Below are 26,109 nucleotides of genomic sequence, written 5' to 3'. Positions count from 1 at the left end.
GCATGGGCGCGGATGCGACGCATGCGGGCCGGTCGATGGTCGGTTGGTCGTGTGTGATCACCACGTGGTCGGCTTGCCGAAGTCCTTGAATTCGCTCTTGGCGATGGCATCCTTGAACTCCTGGCTGACGAGCAGCTTCTTGACGGCCTTGCCGAAGTCGGAGTCGGCGTCCTTGGTGTTGACGACGAACACGTTGATCACGCCTTCATCCTGCTTTTCGGTGGCGAGCGCTTCGGACGGCTTGAGTCCAGCCGCCCAAGCGAAGTTGCCGGGCACGAGCGCCACATCGACGGTGCTGACGGAGCGTGCGAGCTGCGCGGCGTCAAGGGTCTTGATCTTAAGGTTCTTCGGGTTGGAGGCGATGTCGTTGACGGAGGCCTTGGTCGCGTCGATGCCGTCCTTGAGCGTCACGAGTCCCTGCTGTTCGAGAACGCCGAGCGAGCGGGCCAGGTTGGAGCCGTCCGCCGCGATGGACACGGTGGAACCGTCCTTGATGTCCTTGATGGACTTGTACTTGTTGGAGTAGATGCCCAAGCCCAACGTCGGCACCTGGCCGAGCGAGGTGAGGTCGAGGTTATTGTCCTTCGTGAACTTCTTCAGGTAGTTGATGTGCTGCATCAGGTTGGCCTGAATGGATCCGGAGGCGAGTGCCTTGTCGGGCTGCACGTAGTCGTTGAAGAGCTTGGTCTTGAGCTCGTAGCCGTCATCCTTGAGCAGCGGCGCGATGACCTTGTCGACCATGTCGCCGTACGGGCCGGGGCACACGCCCACGGTGATCTTCGTGACCTTGCCGGATGCGGAGCCGTTGGCATCGCTGGAGGCGGAGGACGAGTTGCCGCATGCCGCCACGGATACGAGCGCAGCCGCCGCGACGACCGCCGCAATGGCACGTTTGATGCCGTTCGTCTTAAGAATGTTGATGGTCATGGTTTCCCTCTCTCTTGTCTGCGTATGTGTTGAAGTACGTTGAAGTGTGTTGATTGTTCCGATGACGCCGATTACTTGCTCGCTTCGGCGTCGGCCTTCGCCTGCGCCACGATTTCCGGGTTGTGGATGGCGAAAGCGCGTTCCGCGAGGTGCACTTCCCTGGTGAGGAACTCATGCAGCTTGCATACGTAACCGTGTTCACGGCCGACTCGCGCGATGTAACCGTTGATGTAGTCCACTTCGGTCGGACGCCCCTTGGTGAGGTCCTGGTACATGGACGGGTAGTGCAGCGGATGCGCCACGCCGGCGGTATGCAGGATCGTTTCGACTTCGCTTTCCCTGGTGCCGAGCAGACGGTATCCGGCTGCTTCCGCAGCACCATAGGCTTCGTCGACGAGCTGTTCGGTGAGCCAGCGTGCGTCGGGATGCGCGTGGAATTCGCCGAATCGGATCTGGTACATCGTGCACAGGGTGTTGAGCACCGAGTTGAACACGATCTTCGCCATACACATGCCGATGAAGTTGTCCACGATGGTCGGGTTGAGCGTGGCTGCCTTGAAATCCTCGTACAGCTCCTGCTCGACTGGCCTGGTCTGCTCGTCGTATGCGCACATGTTCATGGCTTTGGCGTGGGCGCCACCGGTGAAGTTGAAATCGCCCGGCCCGTACACGTATGCGCCGATCAGCGCCGTACCGCCGTAGATATGGTCCTTGGGGAAGTATTCGTTGAGCTTCTCGAAGTGACCGTATCCGTTCATCGCGGAGAACACGATCTGATGGTCCTTGAACAGGTGGGCGCAGCGCTTGAGCACGCCGTCGAGCTGCATCTGCTTGAGGAACACGATCCACACGTCCGGTTCGCCGTGGTATTCCTCCGGGTAGTACACGTCGATCGGCACCAGATGGCGATCCTGACCATCCTGGGAAACGTATGCGCCGCCCTGTTCGCGGATCTTCTCGACGTTCGGCTTCCATGTGTCGATGAAATCGACGTCCTTGTGCGCGAATTCCTGCAGCAGCACACCGTACTGGATACCCATTCCGCCGGCTCCGATCACCGCGTATTTCATGGTTGGGCGCTCCCTTCTCTCGTACCGATTCCGGTCTTGCGACCGCCGATACCCATAACCTATACGGGATTCGACCGCGATGAATCGGCGTGGCTATACGCTCTTGTTATGAAGGGTTTGAGCGCCTATAAGGCCCGTCTATAAAGCATTATCGGCTGGATTTCGTGCGACTCGGGCATGAAAAAGGCCCGTCCATATCTGGACGGGCCCATATGCCATATGCCATATGCCATATGCCGTATGTCGTATGTCGTGTGCCGTTACGGCGTTCCGATCAACTTATCGGATCAATCGACCGTTCAGTCGACCTTGCCACCTTCGACCACAATGTCATCCGGATCGACCTCATCGCCGTACACCGGCTGCAGGGTCTCCTCGTAATCCTTGTGGAAGAAGTTCTCCTTGCCGAGCTTGTCGATCTCGTCGTTGATCCAGTTGAGCAGTTCCGTGTTGCCCTTCTGCACGGCGGGCGCGATGGTGTCCTCGTCGCCGAGCTTGGTGATGCCGACCTTGAAGCCCTTGTTGGACTTGGCCCAGGCGAGCACCTCGGTGTTGTCGGTGGAGAACGCGTCGCCACGGCCGTCGAGCAGCGCGTTGTAGGCGTCGGCGTACTGATCGTACTTCTGCAGCTTCACGTCAGGGCAGTTCTTCTCGAAGTAGGTTTCCGCGGTGGTGCCCTTGGCGATGATCAGGGTCTTGCCCTTGAGTTGGCTCACGTCGGTGATCTCGGCGCTCTCCGGGGAGACGACGCCCAGCGCGACCTTCATGTACGGCTTGGCGAAGTCGACCTTCTCCTTGCGCTCGTCGGTGACGGTGAAGTTGGCCAGGGTGATGTCGACCTTGTTGGAGGTGAGCACGTCGACGCGGGCGGCCGGATCGACGGAGGTGTACTTGACCTTCACACCCAGATCCTTGGCGAGACGCTCGGCGAAGACCACGTCGTAGCCGGCGTTCTTGCCGTCCTTGTCCACGTAGCCGAACGGCGCCTTGTCGGAGAACACGGCGATCTTGATCTCGCCGGACTTCTTGATTTCGTCGAGGCTGCGGGCCTTGGCATTGGAGGACGTGGTGGTGTCGGACGACGAGGCGTCGCTCGGCGAGGAGGCGCTCGGACCGCACGCGGCGAGGGAAGCGCCCATGATCAGCGCGGCGGATGCTGCGATGATGGCTTTCAACGGTTTGATGTTGAACTTCATGATGTACCTTCTTCTCTATTGCTGATCGTGCGATGCACGCTCAAATTCAAAAGTGCGCAGGAATCTGCGCGCGCGATCCGTTTCGGGCTCGGAGAAGAACCGTTCCGGATCGGTGGAATGTTCGACGATATGCCCGTCCTCAAGCAGGATGATCTCGTCGGCGACGGCGCGTGCGAAACGCATTTCATGCGTGACGATGACCATCGTCTGCCCCGCGCGGGCGAGCCCGATTACCACGTCGAGCACTTCACGCACCATTTCGGGGTCAAGCGCCGCAGTGATTTCGTCGAGCAGCAGCACTTCCGGGTGCAGGATGAGCGCACGGCAGATGGCGATGCGCTGACGCTGGCCGCCCGACAGTTCATGCGGCCAGGAATCCTTGCGATCGGCGAGGCCGACCTTGCCGAGCAGTTCCAAGGCTTCGCGTTCGACTTCGGCCTTGTCGCGCTTCTGTACCAGCAGGGGCGCCATCATGACGTTGCCGAGCACGGTTTTGTTCGGGAACAGCTCATAGCTTTGGAACACCATGCCGATATGCGTGCGCAGTTCGCTGGAACGCTGGGAGCGCCCGGCTTTCTCGGTGCCCGGCTTGCCGGTTTCGATGACCTTGCCGTTCAACGCGATTTCGCCGCCCTGGATCGGTTCCAGTCCGGCGATGGTGCGCAGCAGCGTGGATTTGCCGGAACCGGATGGGCCGACCACCACCAGCACGCGCCCTTTGGGCACGTCGAAGCTCACGCCGTCGAGCACACGCCGTTCGGCGTTGGCGTACTGCTTGCTCAGGTTCCTGACGGACAGCGCGGCGGCGCCCGTCTTCGCGCCTGCCGGGTTGACGGCGGTTTCAGTGGTATCAGCGGTTTCAGTGGTATCAGTCATTTGCCCACCTTTTCTCAAGTCGACGGGCCACGATGGAAAGCGGCCAGCACACGATGAAATACATGAAGAAGATCACCCCGTAGATCCACAGGGTTCCGGTCGGGTATTGGAATCGGTTCGCGTCGATGATCTGCTGGCCGACCTTGATCACCTCGACCACGCCGAGCAGCACGGCCAGCGACGTGGTTTTCACGATACGCGTCGCCAGATTCACCGAGGCGGGCAACAGTCTGCGCAGCGCCTGCGGCAGAATCACATGCACGAAGCTCTGCCAGTTGCTCAAGCCCAGCACATACGCCGATTCGGATTGGATTTCGGGGATCGACTGCAATGCGCCGCGCACCAGATCGCCCAGTTCGGCGCCACCCCAGAGGATGAACACGAGCACGCAGGCGCCGGTCGCGTCCAGATTCCAGTCGAACCATCGCGCGAAACCGTAGTAGGCGAGGAACAGCAGCGCGAGCTGCGGCATGATGCGGATGAAATCAAGGTAGATGCGCATCAGCACGCGAACCACCGGATTCTTCAACGTCATCAGCCATCCGACGATCAGACCCACCGGAACGGATACGATCACGGATGTCGCGGCGATCCACACCGTGACCCACAGGCCTTGCAGCAGTCGCGGCATCACGCCCGGCTGAAGGAGAATCTCAGCGCCTTGCATAGTCGAACCTCCTCTCCAGCCAAGTGCCGATCAGCGAGATCGGCAGCAGCACGATCAGGTAGCTCACGATGAGCATCGCCAACGATTCGTAAGTGTTGTAGTACATGCCGATGAGATCCTTGGCCATGTACATCACGTCGGCGAGCGCGATGGCGGACACCACGGAGGATTCCTTGAACAGGAAGATCACGTTGGCCACGATGCCCGGTATCGCGCCGGATACGGCTTGCGGCAGGACGACGCGTGTGATGGATTGCAGCGGCGTGAATCCCAATACGTAGGCGGTTTCGCGCTGCACTTCGGGCACGGCCTGCAATCCGGCGCGCATGGCTTCCGCCATGTAGGAACCGCCGAGGAATCCGAGACCCACGATCGCGCAGGTTTCCGCGGACCAGACGATGCCGAGTTTCGGCAATCCGAAGAACAGGAAATACAGCTGTACCAGAAGCGGCGTGTTACGGCTGATCTCGATGTATATGCGCACGATCTGCCTGGCGACCGGCACTCGGGCGAGTTCGATGCCCGCACATACCAGACCGACGACCAGTGCCAGGATGATGCCTATCACGGAGATGAACAACGTCATCTCCATGCCCTTTACGAAAAAAGGCGCGTAGCGCTGGACGAACGACCAGTCGAACATAACACCCCTTTCATTCTCCATTGTGTTACCGATATTCGCGCGGCACCGTTTCCGGACCGCTTTCCCAGAATATCGGACCCGTGTGAGCCTTCATAAGGTTCGTTTCGGGCATAACCGCGCAACATTGTATTGCCTACACCATGTTCAGGTTACGGCGTTGTTATAGGGGCTTGTTATGGAACGCTACCTGTTCGGCTTGTGACCAACCTGCGACCGGGCGCCCGGCGCATCGTGCGTTATACACTGGTGGGCATGGATATCACCAAGGCTTTGACCCGACTTCGCGGTTCGGGCAACGATCCGGTTTTCGTTCTATTGCACGGCTGGGGTTCGAATGAGCTCGACCTGCCTGATCTGTTGCAGTATTGCGGCGCTTCCTCCGCCGATTTCGCCTCGCTTCGCGCACCCATCGCCTACGGCATGGGGTACACGTGGTTCGGCGATTGGGCGCATGAGGGCGTTCCCGAAGGGCAGTCGCTCGACAAGCAGGCGTACGAGGCCGCTGAGGCGATTGACCGTTGGGTTGCCGCCAATATCAACGGTTCACGCCCGATCGTCACCATGGGCTTCTCACAGGGCGGTCTGCTCGCCACGCATATGCTGCGTTTCAATCCGAACCGGTATGCCGCCGCCATCAGCCTGTCCGGATGGCTTGCCCCCGGCCCGCTTCCGGGCGATAAGCTGCTCGTCCCCTCGCAACCGCCGGTGTTCTACGGGCATGGTTCGGCGGACAACATCTTCCCCACGCGCGACGTGCTCGCCATGAGCTCGTTCTGGCGTGCGCATGGCACGCTGAGCGAACATATCTACAGCGGCATGGGCCATTCGATCAACCTGGATGAGATGCGCGACGTACAGCGGTTCCTCGAATCGAACGAGCTGATCCGTCCGCAGATGTAGCGCGGGCGCCCGCGCTCGGCTCACGCCGCATACCGTTCTGCGAGAGCGGGCACGAGCGCATCCCCAAGGCACGGTACAGTTGCCAATGATTGTTCGGGCGTGCCCGACCCGGCGCATGCCCGCGTTGATAAGGAGCAAAGAATGACTGACGAAAGAACCGCATACGGTTGGGGTCTGGCGAGCATCGACGCCGCCGGCAACACCCTGGACGTCTGGTACCCGCAGCTCGCGCTCGGCGCGGCACCCGCCGAAGCCGACCGCGGCAATCATAATTTCGGCGCATTGGCGCACGCCGAAGCAGACGCCCGTGGCGTGCGTCGCGTCCCCGTGTTCACCGTCTCCAAGCTGGATGAGCCGATCGAAAGCGCCGAAGACGCCTATTTGCGCCTGCACTTGCTGAGCATGCGTCTGGCCAAGCCGAACACCCTGAATCTCGACGGCATCTTCGCCAAGCTGAACAATGTGGTGTGGACCAATTACGGCCCGTTCGCGGTCGATGATTTCGCGCTGCGCAAGCTTGATGTGATGTCCGCCGCGGCGCAGGCCGGCACGCTGGCCCCGCGCGCCGACGTGAACGTGCTGTCCATCGATAAGTTCCCGCGTATGGTCGACTATGTCGTGCCGACCGGCGTGCGTATCGGCGACGCCGACCGCGTGCGTCTGGGCGCCCACCTGTCCGAAGGCACCACCGTCATGCATGCCGGCTTCGTGAACTTCAACGCCGGCACCCTCGGCGTCTCCATGGTCGAAGGCCGCGTCTCCCAGGGCGTCGTGGTCGGCAACGGCTCCGATATCGGCGGCGGCGCGTCCATCATGGGCACCCTGTCCGGCGGCGGCAAGCTGAAGAACTCCATCGGCGAGCATTCCCTGCTCGGCGCGAACGCCGGCATCGGCATTTCGCTGGGTGACAACTGTGTGGTCGAAGCTGGCCTGTACGTGACCGCCGGCACCAAGGTCACCATCTACGACAAGGCCAAGGTCGCCGTCGGCGAGCCGCTTGAAACCGTCAAGGGCGCGGAACTGTCCGGCAAGGACAACATCCTGTTCATCCGCAACTCCGTGTCCGGACGCATCGAAGCCCGTTACCGCAAGACCGGCATCGAGCTCAACGAGAAGCTCCACAAGAACTGAACCTTCTGAGCCCTCGCCGGACCGTTCCGGCGCCCGGCACTCCGCACATATACCATTGGGCGGTTCATTTGGACGAAATCAGCCCCGATTTCGTCCAAATGAACCGCCCAATTCGTAGAATCGTCCGAATGGACCGCCCAGTGCGGCGGGTTCAGCGCTTGTCCATGGGAACGTAGTCGCGCTTCGTGTAGCCGGTGTACACCTGACGCGGGCGACCGATCTTCGTATTCGGGTCGGCGAGCATCTCGCGGTACTGCGCGATCCAGCCCGGAATACGGCCGAGCGCGAACAACGTGGTGAACATGGCCGGGTCGAAGCCGATGGCACGGTAGATCAGGCCCGTGTAGAAGTCGACGTTCGGGTACAGATGGCGGGAGACGAAGTAATCGTCGTTCAGCGCGATCTTCTCCAATTCGGTGGCGACGTCGAACAGCGCACGCTCGTCCGCCGGCAGTTTCAGCGTATCGGCGCGGCCCATGATCTTCTCCAGGTAGCCCTTGGCGATCGCCGCACGCGGATCGTACGACTTGTACACGCGGTGGCCGAGTCCGGAGATGCGCTGGCCGTTGGCCTTGGCGTCCTCCACGAATTCCTTCACCGTCTTACCGGAATCACGGATCGCCTTGAGCTGGCGGAGCACGGCTTCGTTCGCGCCGCCGTGCAGCGGTCCGGACAATGCGTTGATGCCCGCGGCGACGGCGGAATACAGGTTGGCGTGTGCGGATCCGGCGATGCGCACCACGGAAGTGGAGCAGTTCTGTTCATGGTCGGCGTGGATGATGAGCAGTCTGCCGAGCGCGTGCACGTACAGCGGGTCGGAATCGAACGGCTCGTACGGCACGGCGAAGCACATGCGCAGGAAATCGTCCACGTAGCCGCGCGAATAGTCGGGGTACAGCATCGGCTCATCGCGGCGACGGCGGAAGATGTAGCTGACGATGGTGCGCGCCTTCGCCATGATGATGGTCGCGGCCTCGTCGAGCTGGTCGGAATCCTCGATGTCGGTGGTGTCCGGGTAGAAGGTGGCGAGCGCGTTCACCGCGGAGGCCATGACGCTCATCGGGTGCGCGGTGCGCGGGAAGGATCCCATGAAGGTGCGGAAGTCCTCCCCCACCATCGTGCGGTGGTTGATGTCGGAGATGAATCGGTCGTACTGTTCCTTGCTGGGTAGTTCGCCGTGGCGCAGCAGCCAGGCCACTTCGAGGAAGTCGGACTGTTCGCACAGCTGCTCGATCGGATAGCCGCGGTAGCGCAGGATGGAATTCTTGCCGTCGATGTACGTGATTTTCGATTCGCACTGCGCCGTGGTCAGGAAGCCCGGGTCGAGCGTCACCCAGCCGTCGTTTCTCAGATCGGACACGACGATGCCGTTGGCACCGGCGGAAGCCTCCACTAGCGGAAGGGTGAAGTTGTTCGAGTCGATGCGCAGCTGGGCTGTGGCCATATCGCGTGCTCCTTACACCGTTGGTTCGTGAGTATCGCTCAACTATAGGGCATTGGTGTTTCACCGGAGGCGGGTATCTCAAAAAGCAAAAAGGCCTCCCTTCCCGGAGGAAGGGAGGCCTTTTATCCCGGCCCCATTGTCGGGCTCGACGGGTTTCAGTCGCGCTTCGTGAGGATCAGCGGACCGTTGTCGGTGATGGCGATGGTGTGTTCGCTGTGTGCGCCGCGGGAGCCGTCCTCGGAACGCAGGGTCCAGCCGTCCTTCGGATCCTGGTAGATTTCGTCGGTGGTCTTGAGGAACCACGGTTCGATGGCGATGACCAGGCCCGGGCGCAGCTTGTAGCCGTGATGCGCCTTGCCGTCGTTCGGCACGTGCGGGTCGCCGTGCATGACGTGACCCACACCGTGGCCGCCGAATTCAAGGTTGATCGGGTAGCCGTAGGTGCGTGCCACATCGCCGATGACGTTGCAGACGTCACCCAGACGGTTGCCCGCCTGAGCCGCGTCGATGGCGGCGGCGAGCGCCTCCTCGGTGCACTTGATGATCCTCAGGTCCTCCGGGTCGGGGTCGTTGCCGACCACGAAGCTGATCGCGGAGTCGGCGACCCAGCCGTTCACGCTGATGGCGAGGTCGAGGCTGACCAGATCGCCGTCCTTCAGGCTGTAGTCGTACGGCACGCCGTGCAGTACGGCGTCGTTGACGGACGTGCAGATGTAGTGGGCGAACGGTCCGGTTCCGAAATCCGGGGCGTAATCCACGTAGCAGGATTCGGCGCCTTTGCGGTCGACGATCTTCTTGTGCACGAATTCGTCGATTTCCAGCAGATTGGTGCCGACCTTGGTGGTTTCCTTGAGTTCCTTGAGGATTCCCGCAACGAAACGTCCTGCGGGCTTCATCGCCTCGATCTCGGAGGCTGTCTTGATTTCGATCATGGTTCCTAGACTAGGCTACCCTTCTTACTTTCCGAAACGAATCGCGCGAATAACGGCCATGATGCCGATCACGATGAGGGCGATGGCGACGAACATCAGCAGCCATACGGTCGAGGTGAACGGGTTGAACAGGGCCACGAAACCGGCGACGATGGAGAGCAGCGCGTAGATCACCGCCCATGCCGAGCTTGGCACGTTCCAGCATTCGAACAGGGTCATAATGCCTTCGAGCAGCCAGCCGATGCCGACGGTCATGGTGAACAGCATGGTGAGCATGGTCGCGGACAGTGAGGTGTTCCTGACGATGATGACGCCGCCGACCACCATCAGCGCGCCGAACAGCACGCCGAGCACGCGCCAGCCGCCCGGGAGCCCGAGTTCGACGATGGCGGTGACGATGCGAACCATGCCGGAGATGAGCAGGTAGATGCCCAATACGACGGCCGCGACGGCGAGGGTGCGCCCCGGCCAGAACAGCAGCGCCGCGCCGAGCAGGATGGATACGATGCCGATCACCCCGTACATGCCGCGGATGCGGTTCTTGGCGTGTTGCGGCAACGTCTGTTCGATGAGACGGAACGGGTCCATGCCTCCGTTGGGCATGTTGTTCATCGGGTTGAAGTCAGTCATGATTCCTCCTTTCCGGTCGCGCTGGTACGTGCGGCCGGTTCCTCTTGCCGTTTTCACGGGAAGCGTCTTTCCATGGTACGAGCCGTTTGCGGTTTCCGGTACGTACAGAATCCGCGATTTGTAAGGCTTTATGCCAAGGGTGTGGCTGCGGCTAGGCTTGACGTTATGAGTGAAGCATTGAAATCCGGCATCGTTCTCATCCGTCATCAAGCCTTCCGCCGACCTGTTCCGTTACGTCAACGGGCCGTGGATCGACACGTACCGTCTGCCCGACGACCGTTCCCGCTATGGCTCCTTCGACAAGCTCGCCGAGGATGCGCAGAACCAGATCAGGGACATCCTTGAGGACGAGGATTGCCCTGCCACGCTGTCCCGTGCGCTGTACCGTTCCTTCCTTGACGTCGACGCCATCGAGAAGGCCGGCATCGAGCCGATCCGCGAGGCGTTGGATCTCATCGACGAAGCGCAGACCAAGGCCGATCTGACCCGTGCGCTGGGCTTCATCAATCCTGCCGGCGGCCCGGACCTGTTCGGCATGGCCATTTACGGCGATCCCGGCGACCCGGATGTCAATATCGCGCATATCGAGCAGGATGGCCTCGGTCTTCCCGATGAGGCGTACTACCGTGAGGATCATTATGAGCCGATCCGCCGCGCCTATGTCGAGATGGTCGCCGCCCAGCTGGCGAACGCGGGCTACGCTTCCGACTCCGCCGCGGACGAGCAGGCGCAGCGTTTCCTCGATGTCGAGACGCGGATCGCCAAGCATCATTGGGATAATGTCGCCACCCGCGATTCGGTGAAGACCTACAATCCGACCCGTTATGACGAACTGTCCTCCATGTTGTCGCATTTCGATCTGAATTCGTGGGTCGAATCCTGGCAGGAGGCGTATGACGCTTCCGAAGCGTCCGCCGATCAGCCGATCGACTTCCATACCGTTCTGAACCGTACGATCGTGCATGAGCCGAGCTTCCTGGAGGGCTTGGATTCCTTCTGGCAGTCCAGCGATCTGGAGGATCTGAAGCTGTGGGCGCGTGTGCATATGATCATCGGGTCGGCTTCCATGCTGAGTGCGCGTTTCGATGAGACGAACTTCGACTTCTATGGCAAGGTGCTGTCCGGTCAGAAGGTGCAGCGCGAACGTTGGAAGCGTGCGGTCAGCTTGGTCAACGGCGTGTGCGGCGAGGATGTCGGCGTCGAATACGTGCGCAGGCATTTCCCTGAAAGCTCCAAGAAGCGCATGGAGCAGCTGGTGTCGAATCTCATCGACGCCTACCGCGCCTCCATCACGAACTCCGATTGGCTGGGCGAGGATACCAAGGCCAAGGCGTTGGAGAAGCTCGGCAAGTTCACCGCGAAGATCGGCTATACGAACCATTGGCGCGATTATTCGGCGCTGCATGTGAGCGAGGACGCACCGCTGGCCAGGAACATGCAGTCGGCGTCCCTGTACGAGACGGGCTACCAGCTTTCCAAGGCCGGTAAGAGCGTCGACAAGGACGAATGGCTGATGAACCCGCAGACGGTGAACGCCTATTACGAGCCGTCCATGAACGTCATCGTGTTCCCCGCCGCGATCCTGCAGCCTCCGTTCTTCGACCCGCAGGCCGAGGATGCGGCGAATTATGGCGGCATCGGCGCGGTGATCGGCCATGAGATCGGCCACGGCTTCGACGATCAGGGCTCGCAGTATGACGGCGACGGCAAGCTCCACGACTGGTGGACTCCGGAGGATAAGGCGAACTTCGAAGCCCGTACGAAGGCGCTGATCGAACAGTACAACGCCTTCGTGCCCGCACAGCTCGCCGAGAAGTACGCTGACGAGCCGGACAAGGCACCTCATGTCAATGGCGCGCTCACCATCGGCGAGAACATCGGCGATCTCGGCGGCGTCAACATCGCGTTGAAGGCGTACGCCTTCGCGCTCGATGAGGCGGCCGGCCGCGCGAAGGACGCGTCCACACAGGCCATCGAAGACTCTCTCGACGGCGCTCCCGTCATCGACGGATTCACCGGCCTGCAGCGCTTCTTCCTGAGCTACGCCTCCATTTGGCGTACGAAGAACCGTGACGAGCTGGCCGAACAGTATCTGCAGATCGACCCGCATTCTCCCGCGGAGTGCCGCACCAACGGCATCGTGCGCAATGTGGATCTGTTCGCCAAGGCGTTCGATGTGCATGAGGGTGATGCCATGTGGCTTGATCCCGCCGATCGCGTGCGCATCTGGTGATGTTTCCCATGGTCAGAACTCCGGATCCTCGGCAGGGCCGACGGTAGATTCAAACTGGCTTTGCGCCACATGCTGTTGACCTCCAGTGTTCGGTGATTGACCGTTTTGCGGCGGTGTTCCGGGCGGAATCGCGCCATTGGGCGCGGAACCGTTCGGAGCGCCGCCGTTTTGCATACCGTTCCGCATATTGTTTGGCATACCGTTCTGCGGTTGCGCTCCCGCTGCGACATAGGGATCGACGCCCACGCCGTTCACCCCATCCGCGTTTGCGCCACCGGGAGCGCCGTAACCGGCATTCCCCATATCGCCGTCCCCCTGCTGCGCCCGGTTCATTCTGAAGAACGTGGATGTGCCGTAGTTCAGGTCATGCCCGACCGCACTGGCGTCCATCACGATCGCGGTGCGGTTCACGCCGTCCTTCGTCCAACGGTCCATGCGCAGCGCCCCCGTCACGACCACCGCATCCCCTTTGTGCAACGACTGCATCACATTGGTGGCCAGGGTTCGGTACGCACGCACCTTGATCCATACGGTCTCGCGTGATCGCCATGATTGCGAGGACTGGTCGAAATACCCGGAGGAGACTCCCACGTTGAATGAGCACGCCGGATTGTTCGGGTCGCGGGAGAAGCTCACGGGATCCATGCCGAGATTGCCGGTGAGCGTGATCGTTCCTTGCTGCCCTGCCATGATGTTTCCTTTCCGTCGGCAACGTTGTGGACCGCACCGCCGCGCCGTTGAGGCAATGCGGTACCCACAAGCATGCCGTACCGCCGCTCCCCCGAGCCACCGGAACCGAACCCTGTGGTCGACACACCCTTCGCCGGGCGTGTTGTGGATAACCGGTGGATAACCTCCGTGTTATCCACACCACGGCCGTGAGCCCCCCCATCAGCTCCATCGCCACCTCATAGCCTCACCGCCCCGCCGCATACGCGAAATCCCCCGCATGCCATGCATACGGGGGATTGCCATTGACGGGAATCGCCATGTAGTTGCGTATCCGCTACGTCCTCGCTCCGTTACGCCCTGTCTTCAGAGCGTTCGCCGGAACCGGTCAGATGCGCTTGAGCAGCGTCTCCACGGCTTCGGCGGCGGGAACCACCACCTTGTTGTCGCCGTTGCGATCGCGGATTTCGATGGTGCCGTCGTTCACGTAGTCGCGGCCGACCACGGCGATCTGCGGCACGCCGATCAGCTCGGCATCCTTGAACTTCACGCCCGGGGAGACCTTCTTGCGGTCATCGAAGATCACTTCGACACCCTTGGCTTCCAGTTCGGCGATCAGCTGCTCGGCGCCGTCGAAGGCCTTCTCGTCCTTGCCGGTGGCGACCACATGCACCTGCGCGGGGGCGATGCAGGACGGCCATGCCAGGCCGCGCTCGTCGTGATGCGTTTCGGCGATGCAGGCCATCACACGGGAAACGCCGATGCCGTAGGAGCCCATCCACACCGGGACGGCCTTGCCGTTCTGGTCGAGCACCTTCAGACCCAGAGCATTGGAGTACTTGAGGCCCAGCTGGAACACCTGGCCGATCTCCACGCCGCGTTCGAAGCTCAGCGGGCCGGAGCCGTCGGGGCTCATATCGCCGTGACGAACCTGCACGGCCTCGACGATGCCGTCGGCTTCGAAGTCGCGGCCGTACACCAGGTCGTAGTAGTCCACGCCGGCCTCGTCGGCGCCGGTGAACCATGCGGAGCCGCGGGCGATGTGCGCGTCCAGCAGGTAGCGCAGCGCGTCGCCGGTCTCCTCGGCGTTCTCGGCCTTCTTGCCGTCGCGAGCCTGCGGGCCGAGCACCATCGGTCCGATATAGCCCTTGACGAGTTCGGGGTGCTTCTTGAGATCCTCTTCAGCGGCTTCCTCGATTTCGGCGGGGGCGAACTGCGCTTCGAGGCGCTTCATATCCACCACACGGTCGCCGGGCACGCCCACGACCACGAGCTCACGCCACGGTTCCTCATGGTTCTCATCCTCGGCATGCTTGACCGCGATGACAACGTTCTTCAGGATGTCGGAGGCTTCCCATTCGCGGCCATCGGTGCGCGGGTGGTTGGCGTTGGCGAAGGCGACCATCTGATCGATGGTGCCGGCGTCCGGGGTCGGGCGCTTCTCGGCCGCGGGGGTGTTGGAGTAGTCGATTGCGGGCGGTTCCGGGGTGGTCAGCGCTTCGACGTTCCATGCCTTGCCGGACGGGGACTGCGCGAAGGTGTCTTCGCCGATCTCCATCGGGGCGAGGAATTCCTCGGATTCGAAGCCGCCCATCGGGCCGGCCATGGCGTGCACGGGCACGTAGTCGAGGTCGAGGCGTTTGAAGATGCGCTCGTATGCGCCGCGCTCATCCATGTACGCCTTGACCAGCCCCTCCTTGTCGAGGGTGAAGGAGTAGGCGTCCTTCATGATGAATTCGCGGCCGCGGATCAGACCGGCGCGCGGGCGGAACTCGTCGCGGTACTTGGTCTGGATCTGGTACAGGGTCACCGGCAGGTCCTTGTAGGAGGAGTACAGGTCCTTGACCAGCAGGGTGAACATCTCCTCGTGGGTCGGGGCCAGCAGGTAGTCGGCCTCATGGCGGTCCTTCAGGCGGAAGATGTTGTCGCCGTACTCTTCCCAACGATGGGTGGCCTCGTAGGGCTCGCGCGGCAGCAGGCCGGAGAAGTGCACTTCCTGGGCGTCGATGGAGGCCATCTCCTCGCGGATGATGTTCTCGATCTTGTTCAGGACGTTCAGGCCCAGCGGCAGCCAGGTCCAGATGCCGGGGGCCGCCTTGCGCAGGTAGCCTGCGCGCTGCAGCAGTCTGTCGGACACCACATCGGCGTCGGCGGGGTCTTCGCGCAGTGTGCGCAGAAACATAGTGGACATACGAAGAGTATTGGAAGTCATAGGTTCCAAGATAGCGCTACCCGCACCCACGATGCGGAACCACGTCACTGCCATTGCACAGTACCGTTTTTCCGCATCGCTGAGAACGATGTCATCATTGCCCGAGCAACTGCATGTGGCTGGATGAATCAACCATTGCCGCACCGCAACAAACCAGCCACAACTGAGTTCAGGGCCTCACCCGCGCTCCACTTTAACGCCACGAAACGCGGCATCAGTCGAAAACCGGCGAAATGCAACAAATGTTGTACCCGTCGCATTCCAAGAGCGTCAAGAATCCCCCCCCCATGGAAAACGCCTCATTCCACGCGTTCGACGCACCTGTGCGGAACACCGCAAAACAGCTGTTTCAAGCCACTTTCAGCTTCTCAACATCGTTGCAAATATGAAAAACGATTTCCGTAAAGCACCGTCTGGAGTATGCTACGGAACCATGAGAGAAGCGGCTTTTGATGAAGATAGGGGCGAATCCATTTCCCTCGCGATTGTGGATAACGATGCCATCACGCTGTATGCGTTGCGCAAGCTCATCGAGAATACGCCGACGCTCACCATACTGTGGACGTCCGAAACCGGTCACGATGCGCTGGCGCGCTGCAAGAAGGGGCACCTTCCCGACGTGCTCCTCGTCGACATGGCCTTGTCGGACATGCCGGGGACCATGCTCTGCCAGCGGCTCAGAACCGTCGGCGCCACGCCGAACATACTCGCGTTCACCTCATATCCCTTGGATATGTACGCAGCGGACGCGGCGCAGGCAGGAGCCCAGGGCATCATCGCGAAGAACGATTTCATGGCTTTGGCCAAGGCCGTCAGATGCGTGCAGGAGAACGGCGTGTTCCCCTACGCAGCGCAGGAAGACAGCCAATTCGAAACGGCCAAGGACGCGTTCGACCGCATCAGCAGCATGCCGCCGGATCCGGTGACCACGCTGACGCCCAACGAAATGACGGCATTGAACCTCACCGCCCGCGGTTTGAGTTCGAAGGAGGTCGCGAAGCATATGGGGGTCAGGCCCGCGACCGTAAGAACATACACCATGCGCGCCCGCTCGAAGCTCGGCGCCACCACGTTAGGAGAAGCACTTGTCAAGTGGCATAAGACGAAATATGCATGATCGCGTGCATGATTTCCTGTACCGCTACCTGCTGCGCCCCGCCGACGGCGCATTCTTCCTGAATCAGACGAAATACCGGGCACTGATCAGCTTCGTATTCATCGCGATATCCGCGTTCGTGTGCATCGGGGCCTTCAGCGCACTGTACACCGGCCCCTATGGGTGGGCGGTTGCGAGCGTGTATTTCCTGACGCTCGCCCTGCTTGCTTTCCACCCTGTAGCGGCAAGTCTGTTCTGTCTGGTCGTATACGTCATGCTGCTGTTCCACCCCACCCTTGTGGCGGGAAGCGAGGAATGGGGCATGTTCCTGTCGATCGCGTATCTGGCGTTCTATCTGCGGCGCGCGCCTTCCGTCACCGTCGTCGTTCTCCTGATCACCATGGAGGCTTTGGAGACCTATCGGTCGGGCACGCCTATCGATTATCTTGTGGGCACCGCCACCATCGATTTCGTCGCATACCTCATCGGCGTACTGTTCACTCATGAGGAGCATCTCTCCCAGCTCAGGCTGACGGAACGCAACCAGTTGATAGCGTCGGATCTTCACTCGGCGATCACCAGCGAACTCTCCTCGATCGTCCTTCTGGCGCAATCGCATGACGAGCATGACAGCGGCGGAACCAACGCGACTCTGGATCGTATCAAGGACGTGGCGCAGATCGCCCTGTCCAACACGCACAGCCTTATCCGCACCTTGTCCGGCAAAGATCGCGGCACCGCTTGCTCCGGCGAATCGACATATGGCACGGATGAACTGCTGGCATACATACGGGAGCAGGATCGGAATCTGCAATCAATGGGATTCCGTGGAACCATCTCACTCCGCGTCGATTCGGCGCCCCTGCCCGAGGACACCTTCCTGCTGGCGAAGCTCTGCGTCAAGGAGATCTACGCCAACATCGCCCGCCATATGTCGAAGCAATCCGGCGATTACCATTTCGGCATCGAAATGACCCCAACGGAGCTCGCGATCACCGAATCCAATCCTGCGGATGGTGACCCCAACGAGCTCTCATCGGGCTTCGGTCTGAGCCTGCTTCGTCATCAGGCGGAGATATCGGGAGGAACGATGCGCAACGGCATTTCAGATGGAACGTGGCGCATCGAAGTCACGATTCCGTTACTTCGCCTTGCACACTGATGCGCATGCGGGAATCTTCTTGCACGTAGGGTATGACGGGCATGCGATGCGGGTGCTATCGCCCGCATCGCCGTCACCCGCATTGGTCACGCTGACGCTTGCCGCCGGCGAGAACGCCATCACACAGGTCAGCAGGCCGGAAACCACCATCTTCATTATCGAATCACCTTTCGCTCTCAACGTTGATGGGCAATCGTCGGCGCCGCGGTCCTGCCGTACAGCGTGAAGATGTCGGCTTGGGCTCCGGTACGGCGAATACCCCCTTAACAGGGTCTATTATTCCACGCCGAACGGACGGCAGTCGTTCAGAACAGCGAATCCTGAGCGAAGTCCCCTTCTCCCCCGTTGCTCCCATCTTCGGAAGCCCCATCGGCATGTGCGATGGAAGGAATGAACGCCGTCGCGCCTTCGTCACGAAGCTTGTCGGACGCTTCGCCGGACGCGGACCGAAGATCGCCGTCAAGCATGACCGCATCCGGCGAGACGAGAAACATGCGCTCGTTCACCCCGGTCAGGTACAGCCCTTGCATCGATTCCACGCGGGAGAGCGCCACATACCCCATGCCCGGCGCGAAGGTGCGTCGCAGATCCATCACCGCGCGGTCGAGCGTCATACCCTGCGATTTGTGGATCGTGATCGCCCACGCACAGCGCAACGGCACCTGGTTCACGCTGGCGAGCACGGTGTCGCCGTCCATCATCTCCCAACAATCGGGTTTCATGGTGACGATATTGCCGTTTTCGAATTCGACGATCGGCCAACCGCCCTTCGATTCCGGCACGAACGCCCGAACCGTGCCGAGCGACCCGTTGACGAATTGATGGTTCTGGTCGTTGCGCACGGCCATCACCGCCGCGCCGGTCTTCAACTGCAGCCGTTCCGGCGCAAGCATATTGCGTTTGAGGCGTTCCACCAGGTTCACCGGCCCGGCCGCCGTCGCGAAATACTCGTGCGGCTCCTCGCGGATCTCAAACAGTCTCATATCGTTCAGCGTGTCCGCCTGCTTGTTCACGGGGAACAGATTCACCGCCTGCTGGCCGGGTTCGGGCAGTACACCGAGGCGTGTCGCCAGCGCGGCGCGGTCATCATCGTTAACGCTACCCTGCCGAATGTCGGTAAGCACGCCCAGCAGCCTGCCATCATCCTGACGGTGCTGTTCGGTCAAGTAGCAGACGGTGCAATCAAGCTCATCCCATACCAACGATTCGGTGATGAACCCTTCCGGGTCCCTGCCCAAACTGGCGTACCGTTCACGGGATGCCACGAATTCCGGAGTCGGCGCGATCACATCGTGATTGCGGTTGGAGGTGCTGACCGGCGGCAGCTGGAAGAAATCACCGCAGACCACGACCTGCAGCCCGCCGAACGGGCGCGGGTCGAGTCGGATCCTACGGCACACCTGATCGACCATGTCGAACAGCCAGGCGTGCATCATCGACACTTCGTCGATGACGAGGACGTCGGCCGCCTGCAGTTTGCGTTTGCGTCGCGTACGGATTGTTTTGAGCAGGCGCTCGCTCAACGAGGTGGCCAGACCGATGCCGCTCCAGGAGTGGATGGTCTGGCCGTTGATATGCGTGGCCGCAATGCCCGTGGATGCGGTGACCGCGACGTTCGCGCCCTCTTCACGAGCCGCACGCACGAACTCGTTGAGCACGTAGGTTTTGCCCGCGCCGGGGGCACCCGTGAGGAACACGTTCGCCCCGGCGTTCAGAATGGCCAGCGCTTCCGACTGCTGCATATCTCTCCTCGCCTCGCGGGGTTCGCTTCGCCTTCGCTTACTTGTTCAGAATGCTCGTGGCCGCGATATCGTCGGCCATGGCCTTGGCGGCGGCATCATCGGGGCCGGGGGCCGGAGCCATGAAGGCCTTGCGGTAGTAGCGCAGTTCGTCAAGCGATTCGATGATGTCGGCGAGCGCACGGTGGCCGCCGTTCTTCGGCGGACGGTTGCGGTACACGGCGGGGTACCAGCGGCGTGCGAGTTCTTTGAGCGTGCTCACGTCGATGACGCGGTAGTGCAGGTGTTCCATGAGTTCCGGCATGTAGTGGTCGAGGAACTTCTTGTCGGAGCCGATGGAGTTGCCGGCCAGCAGCGGCTTGACGCCGTCGGGGGTGAACCGCTTGACGTATTCGACGACCTTGGCCTGTGCTTCCTCCAGCGACAGACCGTTTTCCCATTCGTTGATCAGGCCGGAGCGGGTGTGCATGTCGCGCACGAAATCGTTCATGTGATCGACGGCCTTCTGGCTGGGCTTGATGACGTAGTCGACGCCTTCGTCCAGCACGTTCAGGTCGAAATCGGTGGGAACCACGGAGACTTCCACCAATTCGTCGCCGCCGAAGATATCCAGACCGGTCATTTCACAGTCGATCCAGATCAGACGCGACCCTTCCGCGGTGTATGTTTCGCCGTCATGCGCATCTACCATCGTTGCCTCGTTTCATTGTCGTTTGCTCATGTTCGGCCGGGAAGCCGAACATATGAAGATACCGCGAGGTAGGGAGAACGGCGACGGCCCGGCGGCCTTGCGCTTGGGCGGCCGCCGTGCGTCAGCGCGACATGTGTTCCGTGGTGCCGCGCAGCACGAGCGATGTCGGCATGAAGGTGAACGGCTCCTCCAAGGTCTGCCCGTTCATCAGCGCGAGGGCCTTGCGTGCCGCTTCGCGCCCGGTTTCCACCGGATTCTGGTGCACGGTGGTCAGGTCGGCGATGGCCGCGCTCGGATCGTCGTCGAAGCCGATTACCGACGTGTCCTGCGGAACCTGCCAGCCGACGCGGCGCATTTCCTTGATCAGCGGCACCGCGGCCGCATCGTTGGAGACGCAGATGCCGGTCGGCCTCCTGACCGCGCTGAGCAGTTGCGCGACGATTCCCGAGTACACGTCCTGTTCCGATTGGCCTCCCGCAGTGCGCAGCGAGGGGATCGTGATGATGTCGCCGTCCCCGTAGCCGCATTCGGTGGCGGCTTGCAGGAAGCCGCGTTCGCGGACGGAATCGGAGCAGATGAACGGCGAGGCGTTCACCGGTTGGCTTACGTATGCGAGCGTCTTATGCCCTTGCGAGCGCATGAAGCGCACCACGTTCCCGATGGCGGTCATGTCGTCGATGCTGGCCGAGGCGTCAAGCCCGTGTACGTTGGGGGTGTTGATGCCGATGACGGGGACGTTCGATTCGCCGAGGATGCGCCCTTTGGCTTCGTCGAAGTCGAATGATGCGACGATGATGGCGTCCACGTTGCGGTTGCCGGGAAGGCTTTGGAGGAAGCGGTCGAGTTCGTCCGCGTTCCACACGATATAGGGGATGACGTCGTACCCTTGTGGGGCGAGCACTTCATAGACGCCTTCGAAGGCGTGCGAGTTGAACCAGCTGCTCATCTCGCTCGGCAGCAGCATGGCCACGCGCATGGTTTTGCCCGATGCCAGTGACGAGGCGCTTCTGGAGAACGAGAAGTGCAGGCGTTCCGCCTCTTCCTCGATGCGCCTGCGTGTGGCGGGGTTCACCCGATCCAAGCCGCGCAATGCCCTGGAGACCGTGGATACCGAAACCCCTGCCGCCTGCGCGACGTCTGCGATGGTGGTGCGGCCCACGTGTCCTCCTTGAAAATGCTGCGTGGCGACTGGGAATCCCTGCCGTTTCGATAGGCATACATCATAGTACACACCACAACAGTAAAAGCGCTTGCATTAATCAGAGCCTGATTTTTTACCAATATTGCCAGCAACAAACCGCAACACGCCCAACAACGTTGCGCAAATTTGCGCAAGCGCTATTATTTATGTCAACAAACCGTTCAGCAGCAACGTTGAGTGCGCGAGCGAACAATTGAAAACTTCATGATTCCCAAGCTATTCACCAAACACGAACAGCAAGAATCATGCGCAGAATTTGCACAAGCGCTTGCACAACAGGCGTCATGTCATCAAGGAGGATACTCATGACCGAAGTCACCGACCCCGCATTGTGGTGGAAGCAGGCCGTGGTCTACCAAGTCTACCCGCGCTCCTTCAAGGATTCCCGCGGATCCGGCCTCGGCAGCATCGCCGGCGTGACCGAGAAAATCGGTTACCTGCATGAACTGGGCGTGGACGCCATCTGGCTGAGCCCTTTCTACCCGTCCCAGCTCGCCGACGGCGGCTACGACGTGGACGACTACCGCAACGTCGATCCGAAACTCGGCACCATGGACGATTTCGACGAACTCGCGAAATCCGCCCACGCCCACGGCATCAAAGTCGTCGTCGACATCGTCCCCAACCACTCCTCGAACCGCCACGAATGGTTCAAGGCCGCGCTGGCCGCCGAACCCGGCTCCCCCGAACGCGACCGCTACATCTTCCGCGACGGCAAGGGCCCCAACGGCGACCAGCCTCCGACCAACTGGCAGAACCATTTCGGCGGCCCCGCCTGGACCCGCGTGCCCGACGGCCAGTGGTATCTGCACATGTTCACCAAGGAACAGCCCGACTGGAACTGGAAGAACCCCGAAGTGCGCGCCGACTTCATCACGACGCTGCGCTTCTGGCTCGACCACGGCGCGGACGGCTTCCGCGTGGACGTGGCGCACGGCCTCGCCAAGGATCTCGACCGCGATGACCTCGACAACTACGTGGTGTGGTGCACCAACGACCAGCCGGAAGACGGTTCCCACCCGGTGATCGACCGCGACGAAGTGCACGACATCTACCACGAGTGGCGCAAGGTGTTCAACGAATACGATCCGCCGGCATTCGCCGTGGCCGAAGCCTGGGTACGTCCGAGCCGCCAGCATCTGTACGCCTCGCCGGACGATCTTGGCCAGATCTTCAACTTCGAATTCGCCAAGAAGGATTGGATCCGCGACGACATGCACCTCGCCATCGAGGAAGGTCTGGAAAGCGCCGAACGCTCCGGTTCCACCGCCACCTGGGTGATGAGCAACCACGATGTGATCCGGCACGCCACCCGCTACGCCCTGCCGCAGGTGCCGACCGGCGAATACCATCGTCTCGCCCTCGACTGGCTGCTGCGCGACGGCACCACCTACGAGGAGAACCGTGAACTCGGCACCAAGCGTGCCCGCGCCGCGATCATGATGGAAATGGCGCTGCCCGGTTCGGCCTACGTGTACCAAGGTGAGGAGCTCGGACTCTTCGAGGTCGCGGACATGCCGTGGGATGAACTGGAGGATCCTTCGGCCTTCCGTACCGCACGTTCGGCGATCACCAAGGGCCGTGACGGCTGCCGTGTCCCGCTGCCGTGGGTCGCCTCGGACGCTCCGAAACTCGATGATCCCGACGACGAGTTCGGTCACGGCGGTTCCTTCGGGTTCTCCCCCGTCGGCGCCGAGCATGATCCGCATCTGCCGCAGCCGAAATGGTACAAGGATTTCGCGGTCGACGTCGAAAACGCAGACCCCGATTCCATGCTGAACCTGTACCGTGCCGTGCTCAAGCTTCGCCACCAGCTGCAGACCACCGATCTGAGCCTCGAATGGCTGCCCGAAGACAAGGCGAGCGACCGCCCCGACGGCGCCAACGGATTCCCCGGCGGCACCATCGCCTACAAGCGCGCCAACGGCTGGGCATCCATCACCAACTTCGGCAGCGAACCCGTCGCCCTCCCCAAGGGTGAGATCCTGCTGACCTCCGGTCCGCTCACCGAAGATGGCCTGCTGCCCCAGGACACCTCCGCCTGGATCCAGCTCTGATTTTGTTCTTCCCTTTTCTCTCTCACTCATCCCGCCGCCGCGGAAACCTTTTCCGCGGCGGCCCGGATTCCCTTTTCATCAACCATCCATGACATCCATTCGAAGGTGAATCATCATGTCAGAAACCATAAGCGTCCGTCCCGTTTCCTCCACGAATAAATGGCGGTTCACGGGAGGTTTCCTGGCCTTCGCGGTGCTGTCCGGCGCGGCGTTCTACATGACCATGTCCGTGCTCGTCCCCCAGCGCCTACGCGATATCGGCATCGCGAACTCCACGGCGGTGCTCGGTTCCATCAACGCCGCCGGCTCGATCGCCTCCATCTTCATCGCCCTGTTCATCGGCGCACTGTCCGACCGTACCGCAAGCCGTTGGGGCAAGCGCACACCGTGGATCTTCGCCGGCGCGTTCATCTACGGCTTCTGCTTCTGGGCGTTGAGCCGCCCGCAAAGCGCGCTGATCATCGGCATCATCTACGTGCTGGCTCTGGTCGGTTTGAACATGGTTCAGGCCCCGATTTACGCGCGTATCTCCGATCAGGTGGAAGAATCGGCGCGTGCCACGGTTTCCGCGGCCATCGGCGCCGGTGGTGTGATCGGCCAGGGCATCGGCACCCTGATCGGCTCCTCGCTCATCGAACATATGGAACTCGGATTCGTGTGCGCCGGCCTGTGCGCACTGGCCGCCGGCGTGCTGTCCGTGGTGATCGCGCCGCGTGAGCCTTCCTCCAAGGACATGCCGAAGGAAACCGGCAAGCCGCTGTGGAGGGTTGTGGCCGAATCGCTCGTCCCGCCGCTGAAGAACTGCGCCGACTTCTACCGCGCGTTCATCTGCCGCACCTGCCTCATCGTCGCCTATCAGATGGTGTTCAGCTACCAGCTGTACATCCTGCAGGATCATATCGGCGAAACGAAGCTGGAAGCCGCCGCTTCCATTCAGGTGATTTCCGTGATCACCATGATCGTGTCGATCGTCGCTTCGCTGGCCGCCGGTCCGATCGCCGATGCGTTGCACCGCCGCAAGGCCCCGATCGTGGTGGCTTGCTGCTTCTTCGCCGTCGGCCTGGCCATGCCGTGGATTTTCCCCACGCAGATGGGTATGTTCCTGTTCGGCGGTATCGCCAGCTTCGGCTACGGCATGTATCTGTCCGTCGATCAGGCGCTGAACGTGGACGTGCTGCCGGATAAGAAGACCGCCGGCAAGGATCTCGGCTTCATGAATATCGCCACCTGCGCGGGCCAGGCCATCGGCGTGGCCATCACCTCCACCATCGTCAGCGTGTTCGGCTCCTACGTGTTCGTGTTCCCGACCGCCATCGTGATGACCGCAGTGGCTGCCATTTCCGTGCTCAGCATCAAGCGCGTGCGCTGATTCGTTGTCGGATCGCCGAAGCGGAACCGAATCGGCGATCCGCACATCACATACGGCAAGGCCCGCCGGTTGGGCTGTCGCTTGGAATTGTCTCTCCTGATTCCTCTTGCGACGCCCAACCGGCGGGCCTTGTTCATATATTTGCCTTGTACTATCGCGGCCAATCCTGCGTCATGCCTTCGTCATGTGCATATCCTCACGCAGCCGCCACAGCATGTAGGAGATCAGCGGGCAGACGACGGCGGAAGTGAGCACGTCGGTCGGGAAATGCAAGCCCAGGAGCAGTCGGGAGCAGGCCACCACGATGACGATGGCCACGCCTGCGGCGACGGCACGATGCTCATAGGTTCGTACGATGGATGGGGCTCCGCTCCCCCGCCGTTCCGTCGAAATGCTCTGATCGGCGCGTCCGGGCGCGGTTCCCGGCATACTGCCGATTTTCCGGTAGGCTGCGTTACGTACGGTCAGAACGATCATCACCGCGACTATAGCCGCGGCTGCGGTATGCCCGCTGGGAAAGCTCGGATCGCCGGGTAACAGCGCGGAGTCGGCGGCAGTCACCGGTCGTGGCCGTTCCACTAGCCATTTGATGCCGGTCACATATGCGAACGGCAGTGCGGCGATGATGATGTCGCCGATCACCGTACGTATCGATCTGACGATTCTGAAGTCGATGACGGCCAGCACCGCCAGGATTGCCACGCAACCCAGCGCGGAGAACATGAACGCGAGCAGCGCCGAACAATCCCTCAGGCTTTCGGGCCATGCCGTCAACGCGCGCAGAAGGTCCGTTTCGGCAACGGCCACGTTCGTCGATGAGCGCAGCCGGAACCCCATGAAGGGGATGATCAGGCAGACCATTGCGGTGATGATGACGCTTATTGTTGTTCTTCTGTTCAAACGCATACCCGCCATTCTTGCATTCCGCCGCCGTTATCGCCCACACTTGCCCGCAGCATCCACGAGAATCGCACGTATAGGCCGAAACCGCACAAAAACGCCCCTCAGAGCCTGCATGATGCAAAAGATGGGTAACTTGCGTGATTCATGCATTCCGACGTTCCACGCGGCTTCAACAATGGCCACCCAGTCGGAATCACCCTGGATACACATACACGAGGGCCCCGGGACATGTGCAAGGCACGCCCGGGGCCGAGTACACACGGAACAAAAACCAGGGGATCCCGGCAACCCCCGCAAGGGAACCGGAAGGAAAACACGGGACAAAAAAGAAAGGATCCCGGGAACCCCCGCAAGGGGCTCG

Annotated in this window: 23 protein-coding genes; 7 read left to right on the top strand and 16 right to left on the bottom strand. The window is 61.4% G+C overall.

The genetic code is table 11. The features are described 5' to 3' along the window. Positions 1-57 precede the first annotated feature (57 nt). From KIH75_RS07530 to KIH75_RS07505, 6 genes are all read right to left on the bottom strand, one after another. On the bottom strand, positions 58-927 hold the full coding sequence (locus KIH75_RS07530; RefSeq protein ID WP_219056142.1) for a MetQ/NlpA family ABC transporter substrate-binding protein: 870 nt from the start codon (positions 925-927) through the stop codon (positions 58-60). 71 nt (positions 928-998) lie between these two features. Then, the gene (locus KIH75_RS07525; protein WP_219056141.1) at positions 999-1,997 is read right to left on the bottom strand and encodes a ketopantoate reductase family protein; all 999 of its coding nucleotides are present in this window, start codon (positions 1,995-1,997) and stop codon (positions 999-1,001) included. Positions 1,998-2,296: 299 nt separating this feature from the next. Next, the gene (locus KIH75_RS07520; RefSeq protein ID WP_219056140.1) at positions 2,297-3,193 is read right to left on the bottom strand and encodes a cysteine ABC transporter substrate-binding protein; all 897 of its coding nucleotides are present in this window, start codon (positions 3,191-3,193) and stop codon (positions 2,297-2,299) included. A gap of 15 nt (positions 3,194-3,208) precedes the next feature. Next, entirely contained in the window at positions 3,209-4,069 is an 861-nt protein-coding gene (locus KIH75_RS07515) for an amino acid ABC transporter ATP-binding protein (protein ID WP_236028119.1), read from the bottom strand. Beyond that, the gene (locus KIH75_RS07510) at positions 4,062-4,736 is read right to left on the bottom strand and encodes an amino acid ABC transporter permease (RefSeq protein WP_219056139.1); all 675 of its coding nucleotides are present in this window, start codon (positions 4,734-4,736) and stop codon (positions 4,062-4,064) included. The genes KIH75_RS07515 and KIH75_RS07510 overlap by 8 nt, the downstream gene beginning before the upstream one ends. Next, entirely contained in the window at positions 4,723-5,379 is a 657-nt protein-coding gene (locus KIH75_RS07505) for an amino acid ABC transporter permease (protein WP_219056138.1), read from the bottom strand. The genes KIH75_RS07510 and KIH75_RS07505 overlap by 14 nt, the downstream gene beginning before the upstream one ends. A 252-nt stretch (positions 5,380-5,631) precedes the next feature. Between KIH75_RS07505 and KIH75_RS07500 the strand changes: the two genes are divergently transcribed. Continuing rightward, positions 5,632-6,279: an alpha/beta hydrolase gene (locus KIH75_RS07500; RefSeq protein ID WP_219056137.1), complete on the top strand. Its 648-nt coding sequence runs from the start codon at positions 5,632-5,634 to the stop codon at positions 6,277-6,279. A gap of 141 nt (positions 6,280-6,420) precedes the next feature. Continuing rightward, the gene (gene dapD, locus KIH75_RS07495; protein WP_219056136.1) at positions 6,421-7,410 is read left to right on the top strand and encodes a 2,3,4,5-tetrahydropyridine-2,6-dicarboxylate N-succinyltransferase; all 990 of its coding nucleotides are present in this window, start codon (positions 6,421-6,423) and stop codon (positions 7,408-7,410) included. 151 nt (positions 7,411-7,561) lie between these two features. Here dapD and KIH75_RS07490 read toward each other — a convergent pair whose 3' ends face one another. The 3 genes from KIH75_RS07490 to KIH75_RS07480 form a co-directional block, all read right to left on the bottom strand. Continuing rightward, a complete protein-coding gene (locus tag KIH75_RS07490; RefSeq protein ID WP_219056135.1) occupies positions 7,562-8,854 on the bottom strand; it encodes a citrate synthase in 1,293 nt (430 codons plus the stop codon). A gap of 155 nt (positions 8,855-9,009) precedes the next feature. Further along, the gene (gene map / locus KIH75_RS07485) at positions 9,010-9,786 is read right to left on the bottom strand and encodes a type I methionyl aminopeptidase (protein WP_219056134.1); all 777 of its coding nucleotides are present in this window, start codon (positions 9,784-9,786) and stop codon (positions 9,010-9,012) included. Between the two features lie 24 nt (positions 9,787-9,810). After that, the gene (locus tag KIH75_RS07480; RefSeq protein ID WP_219056133.1) at positions 9,811-10,416 is read right to left on the bottom strand and encodes an HdeD family acid-resistance protein; all 606 of its coding nucleotides are present in this window, start codon (positions 10,414-10,416) and stop codon (positions 9,811-9,813) included. Between the two features lie 205 nt (positions 10,417-10,621). Between KIH75_RS07480 and KIH75_RS07475 the strand changes: the two genes are divergently transcribed. Continuing rightward, positions 10,622-12,649, top strand: a complete 2,028-nt coding sequence (locus KIH75_RS07475) for a M13 family metallopeptidase (protein ID WP_219056152.1) — start codon at positions 10,622-10,624, stop codon at positions 12,647-12,649. Between the two features lie 12 nt (positions 12,650-12,661). Here the strand turns inward: KIH75_RS07475 and KIH75_RS07470 are convergent, their stop codons facing one another. Together KIH75_RS07470 and KIH75_RS07465 are read right to left on the bottom strand one after the other, a co-directional pair. Beyond that, complete coding sequence (locus KIH75_RS07470; protein WP_219056132.1) at positions 12,662-13,339, bottom strand: single-stranded DNA-binding protein; 678 nt, start codon at positions 13,337-13,339, stop codon at positions 12,662-12,664. Positions 13,340-13,706: 367 nt separating this feature from the next. After that, the gene (locus tag KIH75_RS07465; RefSeq protein ID WP_219056131.1) at positions 13,707-15,530 is read right to left on the bottom strand and encodes a proline--tRNA ligase; all 1,824 of its coding nucleotides are present in this window, start codon (positions 15,528-15,530) and stop codon (positions 13,707-13,709) included. Between the two features lie 433 nt (positions 15,531-15,963). Here KIH75_RS07465 and KIH75_RS07460 point away from each other — a divergent pair, with 433 nt between their 5' ends. Both KIH75_RS07460 and KIH75_RS07455 read left to right on the top strand, forming a co-directional pair. Then, entirely contained in the window at positions 15,964-16,647 is a 684-nt protein-coding gene (locus tag KIH75_RS07460) for a response regulator transcription factor (RefSeq protein WP_219056130.1), read from the top strand. Further along, positions 16,640-17,788 carry a sensor histidine kinase gene (locus tag KIH75_RS07455; RefSeq protein ID WP_219056129.1) on the top strand — a complete coding sequence of 383 codons (1,149 nt, stop codon included), beginning with the start codon at positions 16,640-16,642 and terminating at the stop codon, positions 17,786-17,788. The genes KIH75_RS07460 and KIH75_RS07455 overlap by 8 nt, the downstream gene beginning before the upstream one ends. Here KIH75_RS07455 and KIH75_RS07450 read toward each other — a convergent pair. The 4 genes from KIH75_RS07450 to KIH75_RS10315 all read right to left on the bottom strand — a co-directional run bounded on the left by KIH75_RS07450 (position 17,768) and on the right by KIH75_RS10315 (position 21,377). Further along, on the bottom strand, positions 17,768-17,944 hold the full coding sequence (locus tag KIH75_RS07450; RefSeq protein ID WP_219056128.1) for a hypothetical protein: 177 nt from the start codon (positions 17,942-17,944) through the stop codon (positions 17,768-17,770). The genes KIH75_RS07455 and KIH75_RS07450 overlap by 21 nt on opposite strands. A gap of 149 nt (positions 17,945-18,093) precedes the next feature. Beyond that, on the bottom strand, positions 18,094-19,530 hold the full coding sequence (locus tag KIH75_RS07445; RefSeq protein WP_219056127.1) for a DEAD/DEAH box helicase: 1,437 nt from the start codon (positions 19,528-19,530) through the stop codon (positions 18,094-18,096). A 37-nt stretch (positions 19,531-19,567) separates the two neighbouring features. Next, positions 19,568-20,218 carry an oligoribonuclease gene (gene orn, locus KIH75_RS07440; RefSeq protein ID WP_219056126.1) on the bottom strand — a complete coding sequence of 217 codons (651 nt, stop codon included), beginning with the start codon at positions 20,216-20,218 and terminating at the stop codon, positions 19,568-19,570. Between the two features lie 121 nt (positions 20,219-20,339). Beyond that, positions 20,340-21,377: a LacI family DNA-binding transcriptional regulator gene (locus KIH75_RS10315; protein ID WP_219056125.1), complete on the bottom strand. Its 1,038-nt coding sequence runs from the start codon at positions 21,375-21,377 to the stop codon at positions 20,340-20,342. Positions 21,378-21,724: 347 nt separating this feature from the next. On the opposite strand from KIH75_RS10315, the gene KIH75_RS07430 reads away from it, so the two are divergent. Both KIH75_RS07430 and KIH75_RS07425 read left to right on the top strand, forming a co-directional pair. Continuing rightward, positions 21,725-23,476: a glycoside hydrolase family 13 protein gene (locus tag KIH75_RS07430; protein WP_219056124.1), complete on the top strand. Its 1,752-nt coding sequence runs from the start codon at positions 21,725-21,727 to the stop codon at positions 23,474-23,476. A gap of 115 nt (positions 23,477-23,591) precedes the next feature. After that, positions 23,592-24,845, top strand: a complete 1,254-nt coding sequence (locus tag KIH75_RS07425; protein ID WP_219056123.1) for an MFS transporter — start codon at positions 23,592-23,594, stop codon at positions 24,843-24,845. Positions 24,846-25,016: 171 nt separating this feature from the next. On the opposite strand, the gene KIH75_RS07420 is transcribed toward KIH75_RS07425, so the two are convergent. Beyond that, entirely contained in the window at positions 25,017-25,751 is a 735-nt protein-coding gene (locus KIH75_RS07420; protein WP_219056122.1) for a phosphatase PAP2 family protein, read from the bottom strand. Between the last annotated feature and the right edge of the window lie 358 nt (positions 25,752-26,109).

This window comes from Bifidobacterium pongonis (assembly GCF_019331805.1).
Taxonomy (GTDB): Bacteria; Actinomycetota; Actinomycetes; order Actinomycetales; family Bifidobacteriaceae; genus Bifidobacterium; species Bifidobacterium pongonis.
Note: the sequence above shows the minus strand (reverse complement) of the source record. Positions and strands in the feature narration are given on the sequence as shown.

Excerpts from the sequence above, each read along its gene's own strand:
- KIH75_RS07530 (WP_219056142.1), bottom strand. The coding sequence starts at position 927 with ATGACCATCAACATTCTTAAGACGAACGGCATCAAACGTGCCATTGCG.
- KIH75_RS07525 (WP_219056141.1), bottom strand. The coding sequence starts at position 1,997 with ATGAAATACGCGGTGATCGGAGCCGGCGGAATGGGTATCCAGTACGGT.
- KIH75_RS07520 (WP_219056140.1), bottom strand. The coding sequence starts at position 3,193 with ATGAAGTTCAACATCAAACCGTTGAAAGCCATCATCGCAGCATCCGCC.
- KIH75_RS07515 (WP_236028119.1), bottom strand. The coding sequence starts at position 4,069 with ATGACTGATACCACTGAAACCGCTGATACCACTGAAACCGCCGTCAAC.
- KIH75_RS07510 (WP_219056139.1), bottom strand. The coding sequence starts at position 4,736 with ATGCAAGGCGCTGAGATTCTCCTTCAGCCGGGCGTGATGCCGCGACTG.
- KIH75_RS07505 (WP_219056138.1), bottom strand. The coding sequence starts at position 5,379 with ATGTTCGACTGGTCGTTCGTCCAGCGCTACGCGCCTTTTTTCGTAAAG.
- KIH75_RS07500 (WP_219056137.1), top strand. The coding sequence starts at position 5,632 with ATGGATATCACCAAGGCTTTGACCCGACTTCGCGGTTCGGGCAACGAT.
- dapD (WP_219056136.1), top strand. The coding sequence starts at position 6,421 with ATGACTGACGAAAGAACCGCATACGGTTGGGGTCTGGCGAGCATCGAC.
- KIH75_RS07490 (WP_219056135.1), bottom strand. The coding sequence starts at position 8,854 with ATGGCCACAGCCCAGCTGCGCATCGACTCGAACAACTTCACCCTTCCG.
- map (WP_219056134.1), bottom strand. The coding sequence starts at position 9,786 with ATGATCGAAATCAAGACAGCCTCCGAGATCGAGGCGATGAAGCCCGCA.
- KIH75_RS07480 (WP_219056133.1), bottom strand. The coding sequence starts at position 10,416 with ATGACTGACTTCAACCCGATGAACAACATGCCCAACGGAGGCATGGAC.
- KIH75_RS07470 (WP_219056132.1), bottom strand. The coding sequence starts at position 13,339 with ATGGCAGGGCAGCAAGGAACGATCACGCTCACCGGCAATCTCGGCATG.
- KIH75_RS07465 (WP_219056131.1), bottom strand. The coding sequence starts at position 15,530 with ATGACTTCCAATACTCTTCGTATGTCCACTATGTTTCTGCGCACACTG.
- KIH75_RS07460 (WP_219056130.1), top strand. The coding sequence starts at position 15,964 with ATGAGAGAAGCGGCTTTTGATGAAGATAGGGGCGAATCCATTTCCCTC.
- KIH75_RS07455 (WP_219056129.1), top strand. The coding sequence starts at position 16,640 with ATGCATGATCGCGTGCATGATTTCCTGTACCGCTACCTGCTGCGCCCC.
- KIH75_RS07450 (WP_219056128.1), bottom strand. The coding sequence starts at position 17,944 with ATGAAGATGGTGGTTTCCGGCCTGCTGACCTGTGTGATGGCGTTCTCG.
- KIH75_RS07445 (WP_219056127.1), bottom strand. The coding sequence starts at position 19,530 with ATGCAGCAGTCGGAAGCGCTGGCCATTCTGAACGCCGGGGCGAACGTG.
- orn (WP_219056126.1), bottom strand. The coding sequence starts at position 20,218 with ATGGTAGATGCGCATGACGGCGAAACATACACCGCGGAAGGGTCGCGT.
- KIH75_RS07430 (WP_219056124.1), top strand. The coding sequence starts at position 21,725 with ATGACCGAAGTCACCGACCCCGCATTGTGGTGGAAGCAGGCCGTGGTC.
- KIH75_RS07425 (WP_219056123.1), top strand. The coding sequence starts at position 23,592 with ATGTCAGAAACCATAAGCGTCCGTCCCGTTTCCTCCACGAATAAATGG.
- KIH75_RS07420 (WP_219056122.1), bottom strand. The coding sequence starts at position 25,751 with ATGCGTTTGAACAGAAGAACAACAATAAGCGTCATCATCACCGCAATG.